The 26,298-nt window shown below is 62.8% G+C and carries 22 protein-coding genes; 17 read left to right on the top strand and 5 right to left on the bottom strand.

The annotated features are described in order from the left end of the window. Positions 1-2: 2 nt before the first annotated feature. The 4 genes from AC1Q80_RS15915 to AC1Q80_RS15900 all read right to left on the bottom strand — a co-directional run bounded on the left by AC1Q80_RS15915 (position 3) and on the right by AC1Q80_RS15900 (position 3,811). Complete coding sequence (locus AC1Q80_RS15915; RefSeq protein WP_209789531.1) at positions 3-1,046, bottom strand: substrate-binding domain-containing protein; 1,044 nt, start codon at positions 1,044-1,046, stop codon at positions 3-5. A 32-nt stretch (positions 1,047-1,078) separates the two neighbouring features. Then, a complete protein-coding gene (locus AC1Q80_RS15910) occupies positions 1,079-2,101 on the bottom strand; it encodes an ABC transporter permease (RefSeq protein ID WP_492361056.1) in 1,023 nt (340 codons plus the stop codon). 4 nt (positions 2,102-2,105) lie between these two features. Beyond that, positions 2,106-3,581, bottom strand: a complete 1,476-nt coding sequence (locus AC1Q80_RS15905) for a sugar ABC transporter ATP-binding protein (protein WP_492361055.1) — start codon at positions 3,579-3,581, stop codon at positions 2,106-2,108. Positions 3,582-3,682: 101 nt separating this feature from the next. Continuing rightward, positions 3,683-3,811 (bottom strand): hypothetical protein, encoded by a 129-nt coding sequence (locus AC1Q80_RS15900; protein WP_282438138.1) that lies wholly within the window; start codon positions 3,809-3,811, stop codon positions 3,683-3,685. Positions 3,812-3,932: 121 nt separating this feature from the next. On the opposite strand from AC1Q80_RS15900, the gene AC1Q80_RS15895 reads away from it, so the two are divergent. The 3 genes from AC1Q80_RS15895 (at position 3,933) to AC1Q80_RS15885 (ending at position 7,053) form a co-directional block, all read left to right on the top strand. Next, complete coding sequence (locus tag AC1Q80_RS15895; RefSeq protein WP_492361054.1) at positions 3,933-4,976, top strand: substrate-binding domain-containing protein; 1,044 nt, start codon at positions 3,933-3,935, stop codon at positions 4,974-4,976. A gap of 252 nt (positions 4,977-5,228) precedes the next feature. Then, positions 5,229-5,687 carry an RrF2 family transcriptional regulator gene (locus AC1Q80_RS15890; protein WP_173421780.1) on the top strand — a complete coding sequence of 153 codons (459 nt, stop codon included), beginning with the start codon at positions 5,229-5,231 and terminating at the stop codon, positions 5,685-5,687. 139 nt (positions 5,688-5,826) lie between these two features. After that, entirely contained in the window at positions 5,827-7,053 is a 1,227-nt protein-coding gene (locus AC1Q80_RS15885) for an acyl-CoA dehydrogenase family protein (RefSeq protein ID WP_492361053.1), read from the top strand. 135 nt (positions 7,054-7,188) lie between these two features. Here AC1Q80_RS15885 and AC1Q80_RS15880 read toward each other — a convergent pair whose 3' ends face one another. Further along, positions 7,189-8,406: an SfnB family sulfur acquisition oxidoreductase gene (locus AC1Q80_RS15880; protein ID WP_492361052.1), complete on the bottom strand. Its 1,218-nt coding sequence runs from the start codon at positions 8,404-8,406 to the stop codon at positions 7,189-7,191. 392 nt (positions 8,407-8,798) lie between these two features. Here AC1Q80_RS15880 and AC1Q80_RS15875 point away from each other — a divergent pair, with 392 nt between their 5' ends. The 14 genes from AC1Q80_RS15875 (at position 8,799) to AC1Q80_RS15810 (ending at position 26,237) form a co-directional block, all read left to right on the top strand. Then, complete coding sequence (locus tag AC1Q80_RS15875; RefSeq protein WP_492361051.1) at positions 8,799-9,185, top strand: BRA0787 family protein; 387 nt, start codon at positions 8,799-8,801, stop codon at positions 9,183-9,185. Between the two features lie 216 nt (positions 9,186-9,401). Continuing rightward, positions 9,402-10,304 carry a LysR family transcriptional regulator gene (locus AC1Q80_RS15870; RefSeq protein ID WP_173421784.1) on the top strand — a complete coding sequence of 301 codons (903 nt, stop codon included), beginning with the start codon at positions 9,402-9,404 and terminating at the stop codon, positions 10,302-10,304. Between the two features lie 95 nt (positions 10,305-10,399). Beyond that, positions 10,400-10,888 carry a GAF domain-containing protein gene (locus tag AC1Q80_RS15865; protein WP_492361050.1) on the top strand — a complete coding sequence of 163 codons (489 nt, stop codon included), beginning with the start codon at positions 10,400-10,402 and terminating at the stop codon, positions 10,886-10,888. Between the two features lie 58 nt (positions 10,889-10,946). Beyond that, positions 10,947-12,077, top strand: a complete 1,131-nt coding sequence (locus AC1Q80_RS15860) for an FAD-dependent oxidoreductase (RefSeq protein WP_492361049.1) — start codon at positions 10,947-10,949, stop codon at positions 12,075-12,077. Between the two features lie 324 nt (positions 12,078-12,401). Continuing rightward, the gene (locus tag AC1Q80_RS15855; RefSeq protein ID WP_492361048.1) at positions 12,402-12,581 is read left to right on the top strand and encodes a hypothetical protein; all 180 of its coding nucleotides are present in this window, start codon (positions 12,402-12,404) and stop codon (positions 12,579-12,581) included. A gap of 319 nt (positions 12,582-12,900) precedes the next feature. After that, entirely contained in the window at positions 12,901-13,845 is a 945-nt protein-coding gene (locus AC1Q80_RS15850) for an ABC transporter permease (protein ID WP_173421795.1), read from the top strand. Beyond that, positions 13,842-14,660, top strand: a complete 819-nt coding sequence (locus tag AC1Q80_RS15845; RefSeq protein ID WP_492361047.1) for an ABC transporter permease — start codon at positions 13,842-13,844, stop codon at positions 14,658-14,660. The genes AC1Q80_RS15850 and AC1Q80_RS15845 overlap by 4 nt, the downstream gene beginning before the upstream one ends. After that, positions 14,657-16,285 (top strand): ABC transporter ATP-binding protein, encoded by a 1,629-nt coding sequence (locus AC1Q80_RS15840; protein WP_492361046.1) that lies wholly within the window; start codon positions 14,657-14,659, stop codon positions 16,283-16,285. Before AC1Q80_RS15845 ends, AC1Q80_RS15840 begins: the two co-directional genes overlap by 4 nt. A 1-nt stretch (position 16,286) precedes the next feature. Beyond that, a complete protein-coding gene (locus AC1Q80_RS15835; RefSeq protein ID WP_492361045.1) occupies positions 16,287-17,144 on the top strand; it encodes a serine hydrolase in 858 nt (285 codons plus the stop codon). A 53-nt stretch (positions 17,145-17,197) separates the two neighbouring features. Next, positions 17,198-18,742: an ABC transporter substrate-binding protein gene (locus AC1Q80_RS15830; RefSeq protein WP_492361044.1), complete on the top strand. Its 1,545-nt coding sequence runs from the start codon at positions 17,198-17,200 to the stop codon at positions 18,740-18,742. A gap of 206 nt (positions 18,743-18,948) precedes the next feature. Further along, on the top strand, positions 18,949-20,388 hold the full coding sequence (locus tag AC1Q80_RS15825) for a M20 family metallopeptidase (RefSeq protein ID WP_492361043.1): 1,440 nt from the start codon (positions 18,949-18,951) through the stop codon (positions 20,386-20,388). A gap of 277 nt (positions 20,389-20,665) precedes the next feature. Next, positions 20,666-21,919, top strand: coding sequence for a plasmid partitioning protein RepA (gene repA, locus AC1Q80_RS15820; protein WP_492361042.1), 1,254 nt, complete (start codon positions 20,666-20,668; stop codon positions 21,917-21,919). Between the two features lie 5 nt (positions 21,920-21,924). Further along, complete coding sequence (repB, locus tag AC1Q80_RS15815; protein ID WP_492361041.1) at positions 21,925-22,983, top strand: plasmid partitioning protein RepB; 1,059 nt, start codon at positions 21,925-21,927, stop codon at positions 22,981-22,983. Positions 22,984-23,333: 350 nt separating this feature from the next. Then, entirely contained in the window at positions 23,334-26,237 is a 2,904-nt protein-coding gene (locus AC1Q80_RS15810; RefSeq protein WP_492361040.1) for a DNA translocase FtsK, read from the top strand. The last annotated feature ends 61 nt before the right edge of the window (positions 26,238-26,298 follow it).

Here is a 26,298-nt window from a genome sequence, read left to right as displayed (position 1 = left end):
GATCAGTTGGTGGCTGAGGGGATCCACTCGGCGGTCGCCGCATCGCTCTTGCGGAAGGCCGGGAATTTCTCCTGCAGGTCCTCGATCGTCTTGATCTCGCCCTTGGCAAGATCGTCACGGGTGACAAGGGTCGGCTGCAGTAGCACCGAGGTCCCGGGGAACTGGCCGGCAATCGCAAGCGAAACGGCGCGCACCGAGACTTCGCCGACGACGGCGGCGTTGGTGGCAGCCGTTGCCTGCCAGGCGCTGTCGGGCTCGTTCATCAGCTGGATATCTGCGGTCGAGATGTCGACGCCGTAGATCTTCACCTTGCTGGCAACACCCAGTTCGTCGATCGCGAGCTTCACGCCCTTGGCGAACTCGTCCCAGGGGGTGAAAATGACGGAAATATCCGGGTTTGCGGTCAGCACGGCCTTCGTCTGGTCGGCGACGGAAGCCGGAACCGTGTCGTTGACGACGCCCCAGGTGGCCTTTTCCGTCAGGTTGTGCTTGGCGACGAAGTCTTTCCAGACCGCGTAGCGACGGTCGAGCGGCGCGAAGCCGGCAACATAGACGGCGCCGCCGACGAAGCCGTCACCTTTGTCCTTGACGGCCTGCTCCAGCACCAGTCGGGCCATATCCTTGTCGCTCTGCTCGATCTGCGGGATCTGGGGATTGTCGAGGTTGACGTCATAGGCGACGACCTTGATGCCGGCGTCGAGCGCCTTTTGCGCCACGTCCTTCAGCACTTCCGGGCGACCATTGTTGATGATGATGCCATCGACGCCGAGGTTGATCGCCTGCTCGATCAGGCTGCGCTGTGTGTCGTTGTCGTTGCGCGCCTGCGAGACCGTCAGGTTGACGTGCAGCGCGTCCGCCTGGCGCTTGACGCCAGCCTCGAAGGCCTGCAGCCAGTCGCCGCCGCCAAGGAAACTGACGACGGCGATGTCGACATCGCCCTTGTCGAACGGTGCTGGCGCGCCATCGATACCAGCCGAAAAGGCGGGACTCGTCATCAGCGTGGCGGCGAAGAGGCCGCCGAGAAGGGTTCGCGTCAAATGCTTCATGGTCAATATCCTCACACTGTTTGAAAGGGGTGTCAGCGCGCCTGGCTGCGGCCAAGGCCATAGGTGAGCGCAAGTGCGCCGACGAGCACGGCACCCTTGACGAAGTCCTGGGTGTAATAGGGGGCGTTCAGCATCGTCAGGCCGTTGAGCAGGAGCCCGACGAAGACGGCGCCGACAATGGTGCCGAAGACGTTGGGACGGCGCAGGCCGAGGACGGCAAAGCCGATCAGCGCGGCGGCCACCGAATCCATCAGCAACGAGGCGCCTGATGAAACATCTCCACGGCCGACTCGGGCCGCGACAATGATGCCGCCGAGCGAGGCGAGCGTGCCCGAAAGCACATAGGCCAGCGTCTTCAGCCGAGGCACCGAGGCACCGGCGAGCCGGGTTGCAAGCTCGTTGCCGCCGGTCGCAAACAACAGGCGGCCGAGGCGGGTGCGCTCGGTCAGCACGAAGAGGACGATGGCGACAAGCGCCATGATGACGACGGGGGCGGGCACGACGCCGAAGACGCTAGAGCGTCCGATCAGCAGGAATGCCGGATCGTAGGCGCCCGCTGCCGTCGAGCCGTCGGGCAGGATCAGCCCGGCGGAGATCGAGCGCCCGGCCGTCGGGATCAGTTGCAGGCCTGTCAGGAGAAACATCATCGCCAGCGTCGCCAGGAGATCGGGCACGCGCAGGCGCACGATCAGGAAGGCGTTGACGAGGCCAACGAGCGCGCCGAACAGCAGGACCAGCGGCACGGTCTCGTAGACGCCGAGGCCCCAGACGATCATCGAATAGCTGGCGGCCATGACACTCGATGCGGCAACCGCGCCGATCGACAGGTCGAAGCCGCCGACGGCAAGCGTGATCGTCACGCCGGCGCCGAGGATGGCGACAACGGAAACCGCCTGCAGGATGCTCATCAGGTTGGTGACGTTGATATAGGCGGGCTGCGCGAGCGCGAAGCCGGTGACCATGACGATGAGCAAGATGAACACGGCGCTGGCGCGGATGGCGGCGCTGATACGCTCGCTGAGCGGGCTTTGGTTTTCGCTGTTGATGATCGTCATCCGCTCAGGCCTCGATTGCTTCAGCCGGAAGCTCCGCATGATGGGCCGGCGTCAATGTGTGATGGTCGATGATCAGAATCCGGTCGGCGACTTCCAGCGCCTCTTCCGGGTCCGAGGTGGCGATCAGGGTGGCGCGTTCGGTGTTGGCGCGGATCGCGGTGATGATGTCGTGACGGGCGCCGACATCGACGCCCTGGAACGGCTCGTCGAGCAAAAGCACGCGGCTCGGTTCGGCATTCCAGCGGCCGAGGATCACCTTTTGCTGATTGCCGCCGGAAAGCGAAGTCATCGGCGCTTCGGGGCCACTTGCCTTGATGCCGAGTGTGTCGATGGCGCGTTGCGCCTCATACCTTTCGCGCGAACCGAGCAGGAAGCCGAGCGGATACCACTTCGGCAGATGAGGCAGGCTGATCGTCGGCGCCAGATTGCTACCGGGCCAATCGGCCGGCATCAGCGAGGAGCGGTGGCGATCTTCGCCGGCCATGAAGATACCCTCCTTGATCGCATCGGCGGGTGTGGCCGGAAAATAGGCTTTGCCATCGAGCCGCATCGTGCCGGCGGCAAGGTGGCGCATGCCGAAGATCGTTTGAAGCAAACGGCTCTTGCCGGCGCCGAGCACACCTGTGACGGCGACCACTTCGCCGGGATGAAGCTTGAGGTCGAACGGAGTGCTGCCGGCCACGAGCTGGACACCGGCCAACTCCAGCACCGGCGCGCCCTGAAAGGAACGCGCATCCGGCCGGGCGGCGCGCAAGGGGCGGCCAATCATCGTCTCGACGGCGCGATCGAAGTCGATGGGTCGGGCGAATTCTCCAACAACCGTGCCGCCGCGCATGACGACGGCGCGGTCGGCAAGGGCATTGAGGTCGGCAATGCGGTGCGAGATGAACAGGATCGCCAGGCCGTCGTCACGGAGGCGCCTGAGGATCGTGTAGAGCCGCTCGGACTCTCGTCCCGAAATGCTCGCTGTCGGCTCATCCAGGATCAGCAGAGACGCTTGGCGCGACAGGGCGCGGGCAATGGCGACGAGCTGACGATCGGCTGCCGTCAGCTCGGCAAAGTCCCGGTCCAGCGGCAGTGCGAACCCGGCGTTCTCAAGCATGGCCGCGGCCTTGCGGCGAACAGCGGAACGGCTGAGGAAGAAGGGGGCCGAACCGTCGGCATACGCATGCAGCAGCAGTGCGTCGGCGACGGATAGCCCCGGCGCTCCGACGCGCTCGGTCGACTGGTGGACGGTGACCACGCCGGCATCCGTTGCCTCGGCCGGTGAACGGGGAGCATAAGGTCGGCCCGCGAGCGTCATCGTTCCGTGGTCGGCTGCCAGCGTTCCCGCGAGCACGTTGACGAGGGTCGATTTGCCGGCGCCGTTTGCACCCATGAGAGCGACGATTTCGCCGGAGCGGATCTCAAGAGAGGCTCCGGCAAGCGCCTTCGTTGGCCCGAAAGCGTGGGCAAGTCCGTCGATGCGGAGGAGGGGCATTGCTAAACCAATTCGTCACTGCGCGGCAATCAGGGTCGAAAAATATGCATTTTCGGTAGAGAAAGACAGCGCAACGAATGAAAGTCGGTGCCAAACATCCGCTAATATATCGCAAAAATATCCCTGGCTTGCGCAATGATCGGAATATTCATCCGAAGGCGTTCCTCAGCCATTTCATCTTCGGCGGCCCGCCGCGCAACTTCTGCCGCCAGACCGGCGGTTGTGAGCAAGGCGTTCCTCCGCCGCCTCCGGGATTGGAATGTCTTTATTGTACATAGAAATTGTAGATTATACCATGGCGTCGACGGCTGATGGTCAGCCGCAAGGGTTGAGATCAACAGGAGATCGACAATGCGCTACGGTTTGAAACGCGCGACGACCGCGCTTATGGCTTTGGGGTTTGCGGGCGGTGCTTCGGCCGCCGGGCTGGAGGGCGCGCCGGCGCCCTTCGACAAGGGCGGGGTGAAGGTGGCGCTCATCTCCTACATCTCTTCGGGTGATTTCTTCCAGGCCTATCAGGCTGGCGCCGAGGCGCAGGCCAAGGCGCTGGGCATCGACCTGCGTGTGTTCCCCGGTAAGCAGAACGCGGCGGAGCAGCGCGAGCAGGTGCAGCAGGCGATCAATCTCGGCGTTCAGGGTATCGTCGTCGATCACGGGCTGCCGGAATCGCTCGGCGATGTCGTGCAGCAGGCGGTCGATGCCGGCGTGAATGTGGTGGCTTTCGACGTCAATCTGAACAATCCTTCCGTTCCGCAGGTGGAGCAGAGCGATCATGAGCTGGCGAGACTGGCCCTAGAGCAGGCGGTCAAGGATAACGGCACAAGCTTCAAGGCCGGGTACGTCTATGTCGCCGGCTTCGCGCCGCTCGATCGCCGCAACGAGGTCTGGGACAAGTTCAAGGCCGACAATCCTGATGTGGTCGAGAAAGCCCGCTTCGGCAATGTCAGCGACACCACGGCAACGAGCACGGCGGATCAGGCGAAGGCCGCCTTCACCGCCAACCCGGATATATCCGTCGTCTTCGCGCCCTACGACGAATTCGCCCGCGGTGTGAAGCTCGCCGCCGCCGATCTCGGCATCGCCGACAAATTGAAGGTCTATTCGGCCGATGTTTCGACCGCCGATATCCAGGAGATCGTCGAAGACGGTAGCCCCTGGGTGGCGACGGTTGCCACCAACCCGGCCGTTGTCGGCGCCGTCTCGATCCGTGCCGTCGCCCTCAAGATCGCCGGTCAGGATGTGCCGAAACAGATCCTGGTCAAGCCGGCCCTGTTAACCCAGGAAGCGTTGCGTAAGGCGGGCGTAAAGACGATCGAGGATCTGGCGGCGAAAGTTCCCGCTTTCAGCGCCAGTGACGCAGTTACCGCCGATTGGATCCCCGCGAAGCTTTTTTGACGGCCTTGCATCTGCGCCTCTTGAAGAAACAGCTGGCCTTAGAGCAAATCTTTGCTGAGCTGCCTTGAATTCGACAATAAAATTCACAAAATCTATGCAGAAACTTACGTAATTTCTTGAGAGTGACCCGGTTTGGGTGTATGGCATCTTAAGTGAAACAGTGCGGCCGTCACAACCTGTTGCCTCCGGTGATACCAACGTCGGTGCGGAACGGACTTGTGGCGGCCTTTGCGTTCAGGAAAGCGAAGTGCAATGTTGACCAAGAAGGGTAAATACGGGCTGAAGGCTCTTGTCGACCTGGCTCAACTGGAGCCTGGCGAGACCGCCTTCATCACTGAAATCGCCACCCGCAACAATATACCGAAGAAGTTCCTCGACGCGATCCTGCTCGAGCTGCGCAATGCCGGAATCCTGCGCTCGAAAAAGGGCCCTGGCGGCGGCTATTCGCTTTCGAGGCCGGCGTCCGATATCCGCATCGGCCAGGTGATCCGTACGCTGGACGGTCCGCTGGCACCGATCCGTTGCGCAAGCCGCACCGCGTTCGAAGCCTGTGACGACTGTTCCGACCCGGTCAACTGTCACGTGCGCAAATCGATGAGCGACGTGCGCGATGCGGTGGCGTCTATCCTCGACAACATGACGCTTGAACAGTTTGCCGCCAACGACAATGGCAACGAGATCGTCGCGCTCAGGGACGCGGAAGTCGGCTGATCCTTGTCGAGGTCAGCGGTCGTCGTAAAGGTTGTCAGGGGTAGGACTTTCCGGTTCGTCGTCCTGAGTTGAAAATCATTTGCTGTCATTATCTATAGAATAAATGCACTATTTCGCTTCAATCAATGGAGAGAGGCGAATGAGCAACGTGCATTTCCTCCGGGAACCCGAACCGGCCAATACTGAACAGGAAGAAAAGCGCCAGCATCTGTTTGCGAAGGCGACCGAGCTTTCGGGCCAGTTTGCGCAGCGTGGCGCCGAGCTTGACCGCCTGGGTTTGCCGCCACGCGACGAAATCGAAGCGCTACGCCAGGCCGGGCTGCTGTCGGCACTGCACGCTCCGGAAATCGGCGGAGCTGGCTTGAGCTGGCTTGATGGGTTGCGTCTTGTCCGGATCATCTCGCGTGGCGAAAGCTCTATCGGCCAGCTGCTCGGCTATCATTATGTCAACAGCCAGTATGTCTACTGGGCGGCTGCCGATGCGAGGCAGGCCTGGGTGCTCGGCGCCGAGACCGTCGAGCGGCAACTCTACTGGGGTGCTGCCGTCAACCCGCGGGATCCCGGGCTAGTGCTCGAACGGCGCGGCGGCCATTATGTGCTCAACGGCCGCAAGACGTTCTCGACCGGCGCGCATGTTTCCGATCGCATCAACGTCAACGCGACGCTCGAGGGCAAAATCGCCAATTTCGTCGTGCCGACCGATCGTCCTGGGTATGTCGCCCATGATGACTGGGACAATATCGGTCAGCGGCTTTCCGATAGCGGCAGCGTCGAGTTCCGCGATTTTCCGGTTTACGAGCGCGATTTCATTCTGCCGCTTGCCGAACCGTTCGATCCGCCTCAGGTGCAAGCGACGTTCAACACGCCGCTGATCCAGCTGGTCTTCGTCAACTTCTATCTCGGCACGGCAGAAGGGGCGCTGGCTGCAGCACTCGATTACATCAGAACGACCACGCGCCCCTGGATCACGTCAGGTGTGTCACGCGCCAGCGAGGACCCCTACATTCTAGAACGTGTCGGCGAATTGCAGGCCGCATTGAAGGCGTCCGTGGCTTTGGCTGATGTGGCGGCCAGTGCAGTCGAGGCCGCGCTGTCGAAGGGCAGGTCCGTGACCGAGCGTGAACGTGGGGACGCCGCGATCGAAGCCTATGCCGCCAAAGTCAACGCCACCCATGTGGCGCTCGATGTGACTGCGAAGGTCTTCGAATTGATGGGTGCGCGCGCCACCGCGGCCCATTATGGTTTCGACCGATATTGGCGCAACGTCCGCACCCACACCCTGCACGACCCGGTCTTCTACAAGGCACGCGAGGTTGGCGACTTTGCGCTGAACGACCGTATCCCGCAGGTCAGTCTCTATAGTTGATCGAAAGCAGTGCGGCCGGATTGCAAACATCGCGCCTTGCCAAACGAAAAGGACCGCCCGGGCTTTCCGGGCGGTCCTTTTCGTTTGGCCTAGGATTGGCGGATCTCAAAGCAATGGTGTCGTCCCGTTGCGGTGTCAGAGCGCACCGTTCTTCGGCGGCGTCACGCCGTTCAGGTGGTAGTTGCCGACGACGTGATACTTCCAGCGCACGGGATCGTGCAGCGTGTGGGTGCGGGCATTGCGCCAGTGCCGGTCGAGATTGAGGCCTATGCGGGTCGACGACGTGCCTGCGAGCTCGAACAGGGTGTTGCTGGCTTCGAGTGCGATTTCCGTCGTCAGGACCTTGGCGGCGGCGACAGCCAACGTTGCCTCGATGACGCTTTCCTCGGTGCCGTTGATCTGGGCGATATCGACCTTCTTGCCGGCGCGCTCGACAATGGCGGTCGCCGCCTCGAGGCGGATCGCGAGCTGTCCGATGCGGGCGATCGTCAACGGGTCGTCCGCCGCCCGCTCGACGCCGCTGTCCATCCAGGGGCGAGCGCGGTTGCGCACGAAGTCGAGCGTTTCGGCAAAGGCGGCGCGCGCGATGCCGAGATCGATGCCGGCATGGATGATCTGGCCGACCGAACCGATCGTCGTCGGCCGCTCGAAGCCGCGGTGATGACGCACGACCGCGTCGGCCGTCACGTAGACGTTCTGCAGCACCGTGGTGCCGCTGCCCGTGGTGCGCTGGCCGAAACCGTCCCAGTCGTCGATCACCTGCAGTCCTTCCGCACCGCGCGGCACGAAGGACATCGTGAGTTTCTCGTCCGGATCGAGCGCGAACACGACGACCCATTCGGCAAAGAGCACCCCGGTCGAATAGAACTTGCGGCCATTGAGGCGGTGTCCGAGACCGTCAGGCGTCAGGCGGGTCGCATAGTCGCCGACGGTCTTCGTGTCCTTCTCGGAAAGCGCGTTGCCGAAGCGGTCGCCGGCGAGCGCGCGACCGAAGAAGAACTTCTTCTGTTCCTCCGTGCCGTCGGTGCGCAGCGCCTCGAGAATATAGAAATGATTCTGCGGGATCTGGCCGATCGAACTGTCGGCCGCCGACAGGATGGCGATGATTTCAGCCAGTACCGCATTGGAAACGTCGATGCCGTCATAGTCGGATGGCACGGTGATTGCGAGCAGCCCTGATTGAGCGAGGGTGTCGAGTTCCTCGAAGGGCAGGATCCGGTCGGTATCCCGCTCGTTTGAGCGTTTGGCAAATTCGCCCGCGAGGTCCCGGGCGATCTCCAGCGCCTCTTCCTCGCTTGCGATCCGGTGTGCCGAGAGCTTTGTTTTCTCGGAAAGCTGCGAGATCGTCCCCATGTGATTGCTCCATGTCGATAGTGGCGCATATCTGTGAATTATCTGGCGTCGTCAGGTAAGATCGTATATTCTATGGAATATATCGATATTAGTTTTTCGTTCCTCATGCTTTGACAAATGGTCGGCATTTTCAAGCCGGTAGCGGAACAAGAGGCACGAAATGGCTGCCGATCGTGTGTGGAGTCCGTTTCATCCGAATGCCGCCCCCGCAAGAAACGTCGAAAAAATTGGCGGCCGCTCGGAACCATTGCCGCACTTCTGCATTTCGCCATGGCCCGCAGTCTACCGATTGTGTGGTCGTCAAAGTACCGGCCACACGGCACGATGACAAATACATGCTGACAGTATTGGCCATTCGCGTTTCCCGGCCTTAACCACTGAAGGAGACACAAATGACGAATTTGCTGCCCGCTCTTCACGAAGGGCACGCCTCCATCATCCTGCAAAATCTCTTCAGAGATGCCCTTGAGGCCTATGATGATTGGGGCGAGGGGATGCCTGAACCCGTGGTTTCGTTCGAAGGCAACGTGCTGCCGATCAGGCACGTTTTCGACCGGATGAAACCTTGCACCGACATCATGCCGGCAAACATGATCGGCATCGTCACCGACGGTCTGACCAAACCCTGGAGTGGTGACGGTCCGCTCGATGAAATGACGTTTTCGACGGCGGCGCGCGTCATGTCCGTTCTGACCAAGCGGCAGTTGCGTCGCTATGGCCGCGGCTCGATCGAGGTCTTTGCCGAACGTTTCAAGCCATCTCTGCACGTCGACGTCTGATCGCCGGAGCATTCCAAACAGGCCGGAGAGCGGCAGCGCTCTTCGGCATTCGTATCGATCCTTATCCTCCTCGACAGAACAGCAGACCCGCTCGGCGGCGTCTCGGCGAACCGCTGCGTCCGCCGGAAAACCGATGCCGCCGAAATCTGCTTCCTAGTTTCTCCGCCTTTTCGTAAACACAAAAGCGAAGACGGCGACGGGGATGGTGGGGTCGGCATGAATTTTCGACAATTGGAAGTGCTGCGCACGTTGCTTGCCACCGGTTCCACGATTGCGGCGGCAAAGACCATGGGGCTCAGCCAGTCCGGTGTCAGCCGTCTGCTTCAGCAATTGGAGGAGGATCTTTCGCTGACCTTGTTTGCGCGCGACAAGGGCCGGCTGATCCCGACGCCGGAGGCGCTGAAGCTGTCCGAGGACGCCGAGCATATCCTGCTCGGGATCGATCGTTTCACCAATCTCGCCCAGGATCTTCGCAGCGGCGCCGTCGGCCCCGAGGTCGTGCGCATCGGGCTGCCGAATAGCATGTCGGAAAGCTTCGCCCCCGCAATGCTGGCCGACTACGCCAAGGACTTTCCGGGTGTTCGCGTCGAAACCTTCTTCGATACGACGGTGGCAATTGCCCGCCTGGTGGAGCAGCGCGTCATCGATTTCGGCTTCCTGCGCTACGAGGGGCAATTGAGCGCCAGCCTCGAAATGCAGCCGGTGGCGGGCGGCGTCAGCGTCTGCGTCATGGCGAAGAACCATCCGCTGACGGCACTCGACCATGTCACCCCGAAGGAGCTGAGGGGTATCCCGCTGATCTTGATCGGTCGTCGCCGGCCGACCCGGGTCATGCTCGACGAAATCTTTCGAAAGGCCGGCGTGCCGCAGAAGGTCAGGATCGAGACGCACAGCAACAGCTCGGCCTGCGCCTATGCCGCCCACGATCTCGGGGTGGCAATCATCAGCAGCTTTTTCGCCAACCTGCATCGGCACCTGCCGATCGAGATCAGGAGCTTTTCGCCGCACCTGACGCAGGATTTCGGCGTCGCGACCGCCGCCGGCGTGCCGCTGTCGATTGCGGCGCAGGCGATGATCGATTGCCTGAAGAGGCAAATTGCCGCTTCGCAGGAGCCGTAAGAGCCTGCGAAGTCTGCGGCGCGCATGCGCCGCAATTGGCAAACCTTGCACGTGACACTACATTGCCGGTCCATGCTTTGAGAGAGTGATAGATCATGTTCCAGGCTGCCGTAATCGACACAGGCAACAAGAGCGAATTCTACCGGGAATTGGCGCAGCAACTCGAAGCCCTGCTGCACGGTGAGCCCAACATGATCGCCAACGCCGCCAACACCTCGGCGCTGATGTTCCAGACGATGCCCGATCTCAATTGGGCCGGCTTCTACTTCCTCGACACCGATGACGAACTGGTGCTTGGACCGTTCCAGGGCAAGCCCGCCTGCGTGCGCATACCCGTTGGCCGCGGCGTCTGCGGCTCGGCGGTGAAGGAAGAGCGATCGATCCTCGTGGAGGACGTGCACGCATTCCCGGGCCATATCGCCTGCGATGCGGCATCGCGCTCCGAACTCGTGGTTCCTGTTCGACGCGATGGCCGGGTGATCGGCGTCATCGACCTCGACAGTCCAGAGCCTGCGCGCTTCAACCGGGACGACCAGGTCGGCATCGAAAAACTTGCCGCGATCTTTGCGGCGGCGATCGGCTGAAGGCGATTGCTGTGAATGGTTTTTCAAGGGCTGGTCGGTTCTCGGGCCTGACTGCGCGATGACAGATATCCAGGATACCGTTGCGCCGACCGACGAGGCAGACACGCATGCCCGCGTCGCCCGCAAGATCGACATCGTCGTCATTGGCGCCGGTCAGGCGGGCCTGTCTTCGGCCTACCATTTGAGCCGGCTCGGGCTGTCACCGCAGATGCAATACGTCGTTGTAGATCGATCGCCGCAGCCGGGCGGCGCCTGGCAGTTCCGCTGGCCGTCGCTGACGCTCAGCACCGTCAACGGTATTCACGATCTGCCCGGCATGAAGTTTGCCGATGCCGTCGACACCAGCAAGGGCGAGGTCCACGCCGCCGTTGCCGTGCCGCAATATTACGGCGCCTACGAGAAGGCATTCGACCTTCCGGTCCGCCGGCCGGTTGCCGTCAAGGTCGTGTGCGAGAGGGGCGAACGTTTCAGGGTTGAGACCGACGCCGGCGTCTATGCCGCGCGCGGCATCATCAACGCCACCGGGACCTGGGAGTCTCCTTACATTCCGCCTTATCCGGGCTCGGATCTCTTCAAGGGGCGGCAGTTGCACACGAAGGACTATCAGACTGCCGATGCGTTTGCCGGCCAGCGCGTACTGGTCGTCGGCGGCGGCATCTCGGCGATCCAACTGCTGGATGAAATATCCAAGGTGACATCAACCACATGGGTCACGCGCGAGGAACCGGCCTTCCGTGACGCACCTTTCACGCCCGAGGTCGGGCGCGCGGCTGTCGCCATGGTCGAGGACCGTGTCCGCCGCGGTCTGCCACCGGGCTCGGTCGTTTCCGTCACCGGTATTCCGGTGACGCCGGCGATCCTGGCCGCCCGCGCTCGCGGTGCGCTTGATCGTCAGCCGATGTTTGCCGAGGTGACCGAGCATGGTACGCGCTGGCCGGACGGCCGCGAACAGGCCTTCGACGTCATTCTCTGGAGCACCGGCTTTCGAAGCGCACTCGATCACCTGGCACCGCTTCAATTGCGCAATACCGATGGCGGCATCCTGATGACCGGCCGGCTTGCGACACAGGTGGCGAAGGACCCGAGAATTCATCTCGTCGGCTATGGCCCGTCTGCGTCCACCATCGGTGCAAACCGGGCAGGCGGCGCCGCTGCCCGTGAGCTTGCCGAACACCTTCATCTGCTTTGATTGCCCGCGGGCGCAAACTTCCGGATATTGACGATCGGTACCCAGAATAAGTGTGCCCTGTTCAGCGTCCCGGCACGGCGCTGACGTTGGCCATGCGCCAATGCGCGACAGCGCAAAATATCGCTTGAGCCGGACGTTGCGTCATACCTTAAGCATGATTCTCGAGGCGGCTTGAACAGCCAAGCGCCTAGCGGGGCCAACCGAGTTTGCAGGCCCCCTCGTCGATGCGGACCGACGCTCGTGGCGCTCTGCGTCCGGCGGACGGTGACGCCAGAGGTTTCGTCTGGCTGCACATGAAGGTGACACCGGAGGATAGGGTCGCGGATGAAGGTGCAGGCAAGGCAGAAGAAGCGGCAACCGGTTGCCATTGCCATGCGCCTTGTGGCGACCGGCATGGTGCTGGTCTTGCTCACCTTCGCTATCGTGTCGGCCGTCAGCGCCACGCGTCCGCGCGGCGGCCACCTTTTTCCCAACCTCAAGATCGGATTCAATATGCGCTGGTGACCGGGGCGCGCAGCAAAGGGCCTTGCAGGTCAACGCGCGTTTCGGCAGGGCATCGCGCCCCGCCGTCTGCGCCTGCCCATCCCCCGTCGCGGTGTGTTGACCCGTGCTCGCCTGCTTCCGGCACATTTGACGAATCGAGAACCGCTGCGCTCGAGCCGGTCGCTGCGATGGTCGGGACGTCATCCCTTCGTCATAGAGCTATGACGATTCCTCATAATATTGCGCAGTTTTTTCCATTCGATCATAGTTGTTTCAAGAAAAGCCGGCAGGAAGGCCGAATCGCGATGTTGCGCCAGGCCGTTCTCAGTACGGGGAACCCATGATCAAGTTCATACTCAACCGCCTCGTGATGGCGATACCGACGATCGTCATCGTCTCGGTCGCCGTGTTCACGCTCATCCGTCTCATTCCCGGCGATCCGGCAGCGCTGATGCTCGGCGATATGGCCGAGCCGCAGCAGATTGCCGAAATGCGCAGTGTGCTCGGCCTCGACCGCAGCATTCCCGAGCAGTTCGTCATCTGGGCCGGCAATATCCTGTCCGGCGACTTCGGCCGCTCGATCGTCACCGACGAACCGGTCCTGCACTTGGTGCTGAGCCGCTTCATGGTCAGCGCCGAGATCGTCGTCATCGCCGTGTTGCTGGCGAGCCTGATCGCGGTTCCCGCCGGCGTCATCGCCGCCTGGCGACAGAACAGCCTGACGGACCTGGCTCTGGTCGGAACAGCCACCGTGCTCCTGTCGATCCCGACCTTCTGGCTCGGCCTGCTTTTGCTGCTTGCCTTCGGGCTGAAGCTCGGCTGGTTGCCGGTGCTCGGCTACGTGCCGATCTCGGAAAACTGGAAGGCGGGTCTGCTCTACCTCGTCCTGCCGGTCATGACGCTGGTCATCCATGAAATGGGCGTGATCATCCGCATGGCGCGCGCCTCGACGCTCGAAGTTCTTCGCCTCGATTACATCACCCACGCCCGTGCCAAGGGCCTGTCGGAAAGTGCCGTGCTCTGGAAGCACGCCTTCAAGAATGCCTTCGGCCCAACCTGGACGATGATCGGCCTGATTCTGGGCAATCTGCTCGGCGGCATCGCCGTCATCGAGACGGTTTTCACGATCCCGGGCCTTGGTCGTCTGATGGTCGACAGCATTTTCCAGCGCGATTACCCGGTGATCCAGGGCTGCCTGCTGCTCGTCGCCTTCTCCTATGTCGTCGTCAACCTGGTGGTCGACCTTCTCTATCCTCTCTTCGATCCGCGGGTGGTGGCAGAATGAGAAAGTTCACGTTCAACGGCGTCATCGGCGGCGGCCTCATCGCCGCACTCGTCATCACCGCGCTGATCGGCGTGTTCTGGACGCCCTACGATCCCTCGGCGCTCGGCTTCACCTCGCGCCTCGCCGCCCCCGGTGCCGCCCATTGGCTCGGCACCGACGAGTTCGGCCGCGACGTCGCCAGCCGGCTGATGATCGGCGCCCGCGCCAGCGTCTGGATCGGCTGTCTGACGGTCGCCTTTGCGGTCGTCTGCGGCACGCTGATCGGCCTCATCAGCGGTTATTCGCGCGGCTGGGTCGATGGCGTCATCATGGCCGTCAACAACGCGCTGCTCGCCTTTCCGGGCATTCTTCTGGCGCTCGGGCTGCTCGCGGTCTTCGGTGCCAACCAGTACGGCATCATCTTTGCGCTGGGCATCGCCTACACACCATCGATGGCACGTGTCGTGCGCGGCGCCGTTCTGTCTCTGCGCGAACGGGAGTTCATCGAGGCCTCGCGCGTGATGGGCAATGGCGAGATCTACACCATGCTGCGCCATATCCTGCCGAATTGCTTGGCACCGATCACCGTGCTTGCGACCTCGATGTTCGGTTGGGCGATCCTGTCGGAAAGCGCGCTGTCGTTCCTCGGCCTCGGCGTACCGCCACCGGCACCGACCTGGGGCAACATGCTGGCCGCCGGCCGCCCGTTCATCGAGCAGGCCGTCTGGCTCGGTTTCTTCCCCGGCCTCTGCATCGCGCTGACATTGCTCGGCATCAACCTTCTCGGCGACGCGCTCCGCGACAAGCTCGACCCCCGCATGCGAGGCCTGAAATGACCGGCAGTTCCCTTCTCAGCGTTCGCGACCTGTCGCTCGCCGTCGCCCATAACGGCAACCAAGTGGTGAAGAACGTCAGCTTCGACGTCGGTGCGGGTGAAATCGTCGGCATCGTCGGCGAATCCGGTTCCGGCAAGACGCTCGCAACCCGGGCCATCATCGGCCTGATCCCGCCCGCCGTTCGCCACGTCGGCGGCACGATCAGCTACCGCGGGCGTGATGTGCTGTCCTTGAAGGATCGCGACCTCCGGCAGTTGCGCGGCGGCGAGATCGGCGTCGTGTTCCAGGAGCCGATGACTTCGCTCAACCCGTCGATGACCATCGGCCGGCAGCTCGAAGAAGGGTTGATCCTGCACACGAAGAAGAGCGCCGACGAGCGTCGGGCTGATATCCTCGACATGCTCAAACGCGTTGGCCTCAGCGAACCGGAGCGGGCGCTTGTCGCCTATCCGCACGAGTTTTCCGGCGGCATGCGCCAGCGCATCATGCTGGCCTCCGTCATGCTCCTGAAGCCGGCCCTGCTGATCGCCGACGAGCCGACGACCGCGCTCGACGCCGTGGTGCAGCGCGACGTCATGGAACTGATGGTAGAACTGACCAAGGCGGAAGGCACGGCCGTCCTGCTGATCAGCCACGACCTGCCGATGGTGGCGCGTTACACCAACCGCTTCGTCGTCATGGAAAAAGGCGTCATCGTCGAGCAGGGTACGACTGAGGATATCCTCAGCGCCCCGGAACATCCCTACACCCGCAAGCTGCTATCCTCACTGCCGTTTCGCGCCGCGCCGCGCAAGCTCGATATGTCCCGCACGCCAATGGTGTCGGCGCGCAACATCGTCGTCGAGTATCCGGGCCGCAAGGGTCTGTTCCGCAAGCATGCGCCGAAGCGCGCGCTGCACGGCGTCAGCGTCGACATTCATGTCGGCGAAGTCGTCGCCCTTGTCGGCGGCTCCGGTTCGGGCAAGACGACGCTTGGGCGCACCATCGCCGGTCTTGTCCAGCAGAGCGAAGGCGATATCCTTTTCCAGGGACGCGAACGCAGCGCCGACTGGCGTGACTATCGGCTGAACTGCCAGATGGTGTTCCAGGACCCCTATTCCTCGCTCGACCCGCGCATGACCATTCAGGCACTGGTCGAGGAGGCGCTGCGACTGGTGCCCGACCTGGACGGGGCGGCCAAGCGCAAACGGGCGCTCGAAACACTCGACGAGGTCGGTCTTGGCGGCGATTTCGCCAATCGCTATCCGCATGAGCTTTCCGGCGGCCAGCGCCAGCGCGTTGCCATTGCCAGGGCGATTGCCCGCCGGCCGAAGTTCCTGATCGCCGACGAACCGGTCTCGGCTCTTGATGTGACGGTGCGGGCGCAGGTGCTTGAACTCTTCTCCGATCTGCAGAAGCGCTACGGCTTTTCCTGCCTGTTCATCAGCCACGATCTCGGCGTCGTCGAGCAGGTCGCCGACCGGGTGATCGTCATGCAGGACGGCCGCATCGTCGAACAGGGCGATCGCGACCGGATCTTCGACCAGCCGCAGGAGGCCTATACGCGCAAGCTGCTGTCGGCGATCCCGGCGCTCGATCTCAACCAGACGGGTGGCGTCACCCTCAAATGGCGCCTGGAGGCCTGACATGACTGTCGCGATCAAAACCGCCACGATCTCCGAACAGCTTCATGCGATTGCCGACGCCCAGCCGTTCATCACCCGTTTCCTCGTCCGTAATCTGCAGACCGGCGAGACGATCGGACGCGGCGAAAACGAAGAGACGCCGTCGGCAAGCACCCGCAAGACCTCGATCATGATGGCGGCGCTGAAGGCGGCGCACGAGGGTCGGCTCGATCTCGATGCATCCATCACCTACGAGGAGCGGCTGAAGCACGAGGTGGCGAGCGGCATGTTCCGCTACATGACGCCGGGTATCGTCATTTCGCTGCGTGACGCCATCGTCGGCATGATGGTCTTGAGCGACAATGTCTGCACCAAGATGGTGCTGGAGCGGCTGACGCTGGAAGAGGTCGACAACTATTGCAAGTCGATCGGCATGGCCGGTACGCATCATCGTTTCCTGATCCCGCCGCTTGGACTGAAGCAGGACCATTCGCTGGGTGAAGTCACGACGACGACGGCCAGCGACCAGATCCTGCTGCTCGAGGCGATCCTTGCCGCCGAGAACGATGAGGCCGCCGCTGCCCGCCTCGGCACATCGGTCGAGCTTTGCCGCTTTGCGCTGCAGACGTTGAAGAACCAGGTCCTGCGTTACGGCATCCGCTCGCGGCTGCCTTTCGAGGTTGTCGCCGCCAGCAAGTCCGGCCGAGGCAAGCGCGGGCGCATGGATACGGGCGTCGTCTATCGCGATGGCAGGCCGCTCTACGCCATCGCCGTCTTCACCGATGCCGTGCCGCAGGTGATGGCCGACGGCACGCCCGGCTACACCATCGCGCTCGAAACCATCGGCCTGTTGTCCAAGGCCTGCTGGGACGCGTTCTGAGCGGAGATCAACCGCAACAAACCAACAAGAAACAACTGGAGAAGAGTGGAACAATGAAAAACATCTTCCTTGCCGGCACGATCCTGATGAGTGCCGTCGGCCTTGCCGAGGCGCGTGACCTCGTCGTCGCGCAGAGCTCCGATATCCGCAGCAACGTGCCGGGCGTCAATCGCGACGGCAACACCGATTCCGTGATCTTCCACATCGTCGAAGGTCTCGTCGGCTACGCCGAGAACGGCGAAGTCAAGCCGCTCGTCGCCAAGAGCTTCGAGGTGTCGCCGGATGGCCTGACCTACACCTTCAAGCTGCGCGACGACGTGAAGTTCCACAACGGCAATGCGGTCACGGCCGACGACGTCGTGTGGAACTGGAACCGCTACATGGCCGCAGACACCAAGTGGACCTGCGCCGGCGATTTTGACGGCAGCAAGACCATCAAGGTTTCGGCCGTCACCGCCGTCGATCCGTCCACGGTCACGATGACGATCGAAAAGCCCTCGGCAGTGTTTCTCGGCCTGATGGCGCGCCCTGAATGCGGCTACACCGGCATCATCGCCAAGGAGTCTGTCGGCGCCGACGGCGCGTTCGTTGCGCCCATTGGCACCGGACCGTTCAAATGGGCCGAGTGGAAGAAGGGCGAATATGTCCGTCTCGCAAAGAACGACGCTTACGTTTCGCCAGCCAATGACGGCAAGCCGGATGGCATGGTCGGCTCCAAGCGGCCGCTGGTCGACGGTATCAAGTTCATGGTCATTCCCGATGCATCGACGGTGAAGACGGGTCTGCTCTCGGGCGCGCTCGACACCGCCGAAGTCTCCGCCGACCTGATCTCGGAGTTCAAGGACAGCGAGACGATGCAACTCATCGTCAAGCGCAACAACGGCAAGAACCTCCTGTACTTCCAGACCCGCGACAAGGTGCTGAGCAATGTCGCCGTGCGCCGGGCCATGGCCGAAGCTCTCGACCTTGACCAGCTGGTTGCAGCGGTGTCGAACGGCACCGGCGAAGCTAATGGCTCGATGGTTTCTGCGGACTCGATCTTCTACTCGGACGTCCAGAAGACCAAGATCCCGATGGACCTGGAAAAGGCCAAGAAGGACCTGGCCGACGCCGGCTACAACGGCGAGCCGATCACCATCATTGCCAACAAGCGCGGCAACGTGCCGAGCTTCCCGGCGGCTGTCGTCGCCCAGGCGATGATGCAGCAGGTCGGCCTCAACGTGCAGATCGAGGTGCTCGACTATGCTACCCAGGTCGACCGCCGCCGCTCGGGCAACTACCAGGTCATCTCGCAGTCGGTCGCGCCGCGTCTCGATCCGGCGCTGATGTATTCCTTCTACGTCGGCAACAAGGACAAGAACGCATCGCTGATGTGGGATAACCCCAAGGCAATCGAGCTGATGAAGGCCGCCTATGTCGAGGCCGATCAGGCCAAGCGCCAGGCGATCTTCGACGAGTTCCACAAGCTGATGCTCGAGGAAGTCCCCGGGATCTTCATGTACGACATGGTCGATATCTGGGGCGCGACGAAGAAGCTGCACGGCGAGCCCGTCTGGCAGTCGAACACCCGGCTCTGGGAAGTCACGCTCGACGACTAGAGCATTTCCAGGAAAAGTGCGGAGCGGTTTTCCGTCAGGAAATGCGTAAAGACAGAGACTTAGAGCGTTTCTCCAAATCGCAAACGCTCTAAGTCGACGCCTGATCCGATCCTGTTCTCAGTGGCGGCATCCGTGCCGCCACCTTCCACTTGAAGACAGAAATACCAATGCGGCCGGCCCCTATGCTGTCCGCAAGAGGAATACCTATGCCCCAGCCATCCGTCGTCGCCGCTCTTTCCGAGATCGTCGAGGAGTTGAAGCCCGAATTCGCAGCGATGAGCGATGCGATCTGGGATCATGCCGAGTTGAGCTTTCGTGAGCACGAGTCTGCGGCAACGCAGATCGCCATGCTGGAGAAGCACGGATTTCGCATCTCCAGGGGAACGGCCGACATCGAAACCGCCTTCATCGGCGAGGCCGGCGAGGGCGGCCCGGTGATTGCCCTTCTCGGCGAGTTCGACGCGCTTGCGGGGTTGAGCCAGGTCGCCGGTCTCGCCGAGGCGCAGCCGCTCGTAAACGGCGGCACGGGACATGGCTGCGGCCACAACCTGCTCGGTACCGGGTCACTGCTCGCCGCAGTCGCGCTTGCCCGCTATCTCCGCGAAAACAATCTGCCGGGAACGGTCCGCTACTATGGCTGCCCTGGCGAAGAGGGCGGCTCGGGCAAGACCTTCATGGCGCGTGCCGGCGCCTTTGCCGATGTCGATACCGCGCTCACCTGGCATCCGGCACCTTTCAACGGCGTGCGCTCGACCAACAATCTCGCCGTTCTCGAAATCTACTATCGTTTCAAGGGGATCGCGGCGCATGCGTCAAACGGCGCCCATCTTGGGCGTAGCGCGCTCGACGCGCTGGAACTGATGAACATCGGCGTCAACTTCCTGCGCGAGCACATGCCGCAGGATTGCCGCGTGCACTACGCGATCACCGATGCCGGCGGCACAGCCGCCAATGTCGTCCAGGCGCGCGCCGAAGCGCTCTATCTCGTGCGCGCGCCGCAAATGCCCGAAGCGCTGGCGCTGGCTGCCCGGATCGACAAGGTCGCCAGGGGCGCTGCGATGATGACGGAGACGGAGGTCGAGATCGTCTTCGATCGCGCCGCCACCAATCTGTTGCCGAACATCACGCTGGAAACGGCTATCCATCAGAACATGGTGGCACTCGGCCCGGTTCCCTTCGACCAGGGCGACGTCGAGTTTGCCCGCGAGATCCAGAAGACGATGACGCCGGAGGCGATCGCCAGCAGCATCCGGCTTTACCAGATCAAAGGCGACGTCTTTGCCAACAGCCGCATGGATGGATCAAGTGGTCTCCATCTCGGTCTTCGCGATTTCGAGGGCCAGTCTCATTTTCGCGCCGGTTCGACCGATGTCGGCGATGTCAGCTGGGTGACGCCGACGGCGCAATGCTGGGCGCCTGCCTGGGCGATCGGCACCGCGCCGCACACCTGGCAGGTGGTAGCGCAGGGCAAGAGCCCGGCGGCGCACAAGGCTTTCGCCCATGCGGCCAAGTCGCTGGCAACGACCGGGCTCGATCTCATTCTCGATCCGGGATTGCTTGAGCAGGCAAAGGCGGAGTGGCGGGAAAAGACCGAGGGCACCCCCTACCAGTGCCCGATCCCGGATCATATCGGTCCCAAGCTCTGATCATCTGACAATATTGCCATCGCGCGATGTTCCAATGAAGCCGCCGCCCTCGGGCAGGCGGCTTTCCTGTTTCCGTCATCTCGTAACAACAGAGGATTGTGTGCGCCGGGACGTTCGAATTCGGCCCGACGCCTTGACGCGAATCATTGTCTCCGGCATCACTGTTACGGAAATTTGTGAATATGTGCCATTTAGGCGTATCTGAATTAAATCTCTGTTAGTGCCTCCCCGGCGTGACCACGCGGGAAGGCACGCAAGGAGCACGGCGGGAATGGATATGACGGTAACACAAGCGCGACCCGAGACGGATCTTTCCCATGCCAGGCAGCCGGCGGATGAAGCAATCGCCGCGGATGCCCGTGCCCTTTCCGAACAGCTGAAGGCGATGCGGGAGCGGCTGTTCCCGCCAACCGCGATGAAGACCCTTCGCAGCTTCACCTCCGGCGAGGCCGCCAAGCTGATCGGCGTCTCCGACGGCTACCTGCGACAACTGTCGCTCGCAGGCGAGGGGCCGCAGCCCGATACCGGCACCGGCGGCCGTCGTTCCTATTCGCTCTCCGATATCAACGCGCTCCGCCGCCACCTCGCCGAGCAGGCGCTTGCCAAGGGCAATGCCGCCAAAGCGCGCAGCTACCTGAAATGGCGCGACCGCGAGCGCGGTGAACACTTGCAGGTCATTTCCGTCACCAACTTCAAGGGCGGCTCCGGCAAGACCACCTCGTCGGTCCATATCGCGCAATATCTCGCCATGACCGGCCACCGGGTTCTGGCCGTCGACCTCGACCCGCAGGCGTCGCTTTCGGCCCTGTTCGGCTACCAGCCGGAACTGGACCTCACCGGCAACGACACGCTCTATGGCGCAATCCGCTACGACGCCGAAGCACGGCCGCTGAAGGACATCATCCGCCCGACCTATTTCGACGGGCTCGATCTGGTGCCCGGCAATCTGGAGCTGCAGGAATTCGAGCATACGACACCGCAGGCGCTCAGCGCCCGCCACAATGGCTCGGAGGCCGGCCCGTTGTTCTTCGCGCGGGTTCAGGCGGCACTGGCAAGCGTTGCCGACGACTACGACGTCGTCGTCATCGACTGCCCGCCGCAGCTCGGCTATCTCACGCTGTCGGCGCTTTGCGCCTCGACATCGGTGCTGGTCACCGTGCATCCGCAGATGCTCGACGTCGCGTCGATGAACCAGTTCCTCTACATGACCTCGGATTTGCTCAGCGTCGTGCGCGAGGCGGGCGGCGAACTCAATTTCGACTTCCTGCGCTATCTCGTCACCCGCTTCGAGCCGAACGATGGTCCGCAGGCGCAGATCGTCGGTTTCATGCGCTCGCTGTTTGGCGACCGCGTCCTGACTTCGGCGATGGTCAAGTCGACTGCCGTCTCCGACGCGGGCCTCACCAAGCAGACGCTCTACGAAGTGGGCCGGGAAAATTTCACGCGCGCCACCTACGACCGCGCGATCGAATCCTTGAATGCCGTCAACGGCGAGATCGAAGCTCTCATTCATGCGGCCTGGGGGCGCTAAGAGACATGGCTGGCAACCGCAAGAACGAACTGCGTGCCCTTTTTTCCGGAAACGTAGCCCCGGCCGCGCCTGCAGCCGAGCAGAATTTGGCCGCGCCGGCCGAGGCGGCAGGCCCGAAAGCCGTATCTCCGCCTGCCGAAACTCCTCGGGCGGCATCGGGCGCCATCAAGGCCATGGGGCTTTCGCTTGGCAGCATCACGCGTGAGGCCGAGGAGGCCCGGTCGCTGCGCGAGGCGCTGCATCAGGGCGAACGGGTCGTGGAGCTCGATCCCGATCTGGTCGACGCCTCCTTCGTCGGCGACCGCCTGACCGACGGCGAACTGGACGATCCGGATTTCCTGGCTCTCGGCGACAGCATTCGCGAGAACGGCCAGCAGTCGCCGATCCTGGTGCGCCCGCATCCCGAAAAACACGGCCGCTATCAAACCGCCTATGGCCACCGCCGGCTGAACGCCGTCCGCAGCCTCGGCATCAAGGTCAAGGCCATCGTTCGACCCTTGACGGATGACGAACTCGTGCTGGCGCAAGGCAAGGAAAACGCCGAGCGCCGCAACCTGTCGTTCATCGAGCGGGCGCTGTTCGCGTCTGCCCTTTCCGAGCGCGGTTTCGACCGCAAGGTCATCGGCGACGCGCTTGCCGTCCAGAAGAGTGAGCTGTCGCGGCTGATCCAGGTCGCCGAAAGCGTTCCACTGCCAATCGCGCGGGCGATCGGTCCGGCGCCCAAGGTCGGCCGCGAGCGCTGGATGGCGATCGGGGCTCTGCTTGAGGGCGAGCCGGCACGGCAGAAGGCTGAGGAAGAGATAAGCCTGAGGCGGTTCCTTGAAGCCGACAGCGACCGGCGCTTTCAGCTCGTCTTCGCGCGGCTGTCGCGCGCCGACAGGCAGGATCCGGCCAAGCCGGAGGTGCTCAAGGACGAAAACGGCCGGGCCTTTGCCAAGCTGAAGCGGGACGAAAAGAGCGCCCGGATCGAGTTTTCGCCGGATGTCAGCCCGGACTTTGTCGACGAGGCGATCGCGCTGCTGGCCAAGCATCACGCGGCCTTCCTGGCGGCGCGCCGGAGCTGATCGCTCGGTATTGTCGCACACTTTCGGCGGTCATTCTCGGGCCGGCGTGACCTCGTCACGCCGGCCCGATTCGTCGTGGCCTCCGTCTCCGACTGAAGCGGCTCGCCCCGCCATGCCGGAGCGTCCCGGATTGGGGATCCGGAAGAAATATTTTCGACCCCATGCCGCCAGCGACAGAATGGCGCGATGCCCTTGGGCGGGATGGGGATTGCGGGCGTTTCAGCGGCTGTTTTGCCGGGTTGCGCGGCGCGCCCGGCGTCTTTCGAGCGGCCCTTGGAAGGGACTTGTTAACCTTCATTTTCTATCGCTTAGCAGGCCCCTCGGCGATGTCTCTAGCTCTTCCAGGACCCATGCGTATTCCCAGGACAAACTTCTCTCAGGCAGCTTTGCATGATGCAAACCAGGCGGATTACTATGACGATCCGCAGGACGGTGCGTTGAGCGATATGCCCACCCATGACGTGGAACCCGTCGATCCCTACCAGCTGTACGAGGCGCCTGCCGCGCCTCGCAGACCCGCCAACCTGCAATCCGATCCGACGGCACATGTCGGCCGCGCGGCCCGTCTCTATGGTCAGGGCACGGCCTACGCGCCCGCCCAGGTGACGACGTCGACCGACGAGCCGCTGCCGACCCTGTCGGAGATCGCCGGCCACTACGGCGATTCGACGTGGGAGAGCCACTTCTTCCTGGCGCCGAATGTCCGTTTCACCCGCACGCCGGAACGGGAGTTTACCAAGCGCCGCGCGCCTTCGGACAGCGAGAGCGAAGCGATAGCCGAAGAAAATTGCGCGCCGGTTGAAACGGTCGTTGCCGAGATTGCGGCAGTCGAGGTCGCGCCGATGGCCAACGAGGTGGTGACCGTCGAGGTTGCTGTGCCGGCCGAAGCGCCAGTGAGATTCGCTGCGCCCGTGCCCGCGCCGGAGCCGGCTCTGCCATCCTACAGCCCGTCCGAGCTGCTGCGCGTGCTCACGAGCCAGCTTCCGCATTGGTCGTCTGCATCCAAGGCAGAGGCCGCCAATGCAGTTGCCATTGCTGATGTTGCGACTCAGCCGGCCCCGACCGTCGACGAGGCGCCTGTGGCGATTACGCTACCGTCGATAACCGTCGAGCCGCTGGCGATCGCCGAACCTGCAGACCCCACGACAGAGCGCCCGACCGACACGCGCATGTCATTCCTGTCTGACTTCGCCTTCTTCGAATTTGGTCCGTCCACCGGGGATGACGAACCGGCCGACGCGGCAACTGCACAGCCGAAGCCTTTCGTCGAGACCGCAGCGCCGGTCTCCTTTGCGCCCGCTCCCTTCGTGTCGGTACCGGCTTCGAACGCGGCCCCCATCAAGGCCGTTGAAATCAGGCGTATGCCGCCAACGGCGATCACGTCGCTTTTCCGCGTCGTCGAATGCCGTCCTGCGGCCGTTACCCCATCGATGCCTGCTGCTGTGGAGATGGCGCCGGTAGAACCGGTCTCGGTCGAACCTGTTCGCGATGCGCCAGCACCCGTGATCGTGCCGTCTGAAATCGCATCGGTTCCGCCTGTTGTCATCGAACCGGCCGAAATCACCACAGTGATGCCCGAAGAAGAGCCGGTTCGTACGGTTACGACTGTCTCCAAGGCGGCGATCACCATGCCTGCGCAGGTCTCGCGCGCACCGTCGATGCTGCCGCCGATCGGCGTCACCGAGCGTTTCTCTCAGGCCGACGGCTATGAGTTCCCGTCGCAGGATCTGTTGCAAGAGCCGCCGGAAGGGCGAGGCTTCTTCATGTCGCAGGAACAGCTCGAGCAGAATGCCGGACTTCTCGAAAGCGTTCTCGAAGATTTCGGCGTGCGCGGCGAGATCATTCACGTCCGCCCGGGGCCCGTCGTCACGCTCTACGAATTCGAGCCGGCACCCGGCGTCAAGTCATCGCGCGTGATCAACCTTGCCGATGACATCGCCCGCTCGATGTCGGCGCTGTCGGCCCGTGTCGCCGTCGTACCCGGTCGCAACGTCATCGGCATCGAACTGCCGAATGCCACCCGCGAAACCGTTTATTTCCGCGAGCTGATCGAATCCGTCGATTTCCGCAAGACGAATTGCAAGCTGGCGTTGTGCCTGGGCAAGACGATCGGCGGTGAGCCCGTCATCGCCGAACTCGCCAAGATGCCGCATCTGCTGGTTGCCGGCACCACCGGTTCGGGCAAGTCGGTGGCGATCAATACGATGATCCTGTCGCTGCTCTATCGGCTGAAGCCGGAAGAGTGCCGCCTGATCATGGTCGATCCGAAGATGCTCGAGCTCTCCGTCTATGACGGTATTCCGCACCTGCTGACGCCTGTCGTTACCGATCCGAAAAAGGCCGTCATGGCGCTGAAATGGGCCGTTCGCGAGATGGAGGACCGCTATCGCAAGATGTCGCGCCTCGGCGTTCGCAACATCGACGGCTACAACCAGCGCGCCGCCGCTGCCCGCGAAAAGGGCGAGCCGGTGATGTGCACGGTCCCGGCCGGCTTCGAGAAGGGCACCGGCGAGGCGCTGTTCGAGCAGCAGGAAATGGATCTGGCGCCGATGCCCTATATCGTCGTCATCGTCGACGAGATGGCCGACCTGATGATGGTCGCCGGCAAGGAGATCGAAGGGGCGATCCAGCGGTTGGCGCAGATGGCGCGTGCTGCCGGTATCCACCTGATCATGGCGACGCAGCGGCCTTCGGTCGATGTGATCACCGGCACGATCAAGGCCAACTTCCCGACCCGCATCTCCTTCCAGGTGACCTCGAAGATCGACAGCCGCACCATCCTTGGCGAACAGGGTGCCGAACAACTGCTCGGCCAGGGCGACATGCTGCACATGCAGGGTGGCGGGCGGATTGCCCGTGTCCATGGTCCGTTCGTTTCGGACCAGGAAGTGGAACATGTCGTCGCCCATCTGAAGACCCAAGGCCGGCCTGAATACCTTGAAACCGTCACCGCGGACGAAGAGGAAGAAGAGCCCGCGGAAGAGCAGGGCGCCGTTTTCGACAAGACGGCTATCGCCTCGGAGGACGGCAACGAACTCTACGACCAGGCCGTCAAGGTGGTGCTGCGCGACAAGAAGTGCTCGACCTCCTACATCCAGCGGCGTCTGGGGATCGGCTACAACCGTGCCGCATCGCTCGTCGAGCGCATGGAGAAGGAAGGCCTGGTGGGTGCGGCCAACCATGTCGGCAAGCGCGAGATCATCCACGGAAATCGCGACCATGCGGTTACGCCTGACAGCGACGACATGGATTGAGAATGCGCATGTAGGGCGCAGGGTATTGTTCAATAAGAGGCCGCGAAGCGAGTGCTGCGCG

It is taken from the genome of Ensifer sp. GW823-FHT05D09, assembly GCF_058795755.1.
Note: the sequence above shows the minus strand (reverse complement) of the source record. Positions and strands in the feature narration are given on the sequence as shown.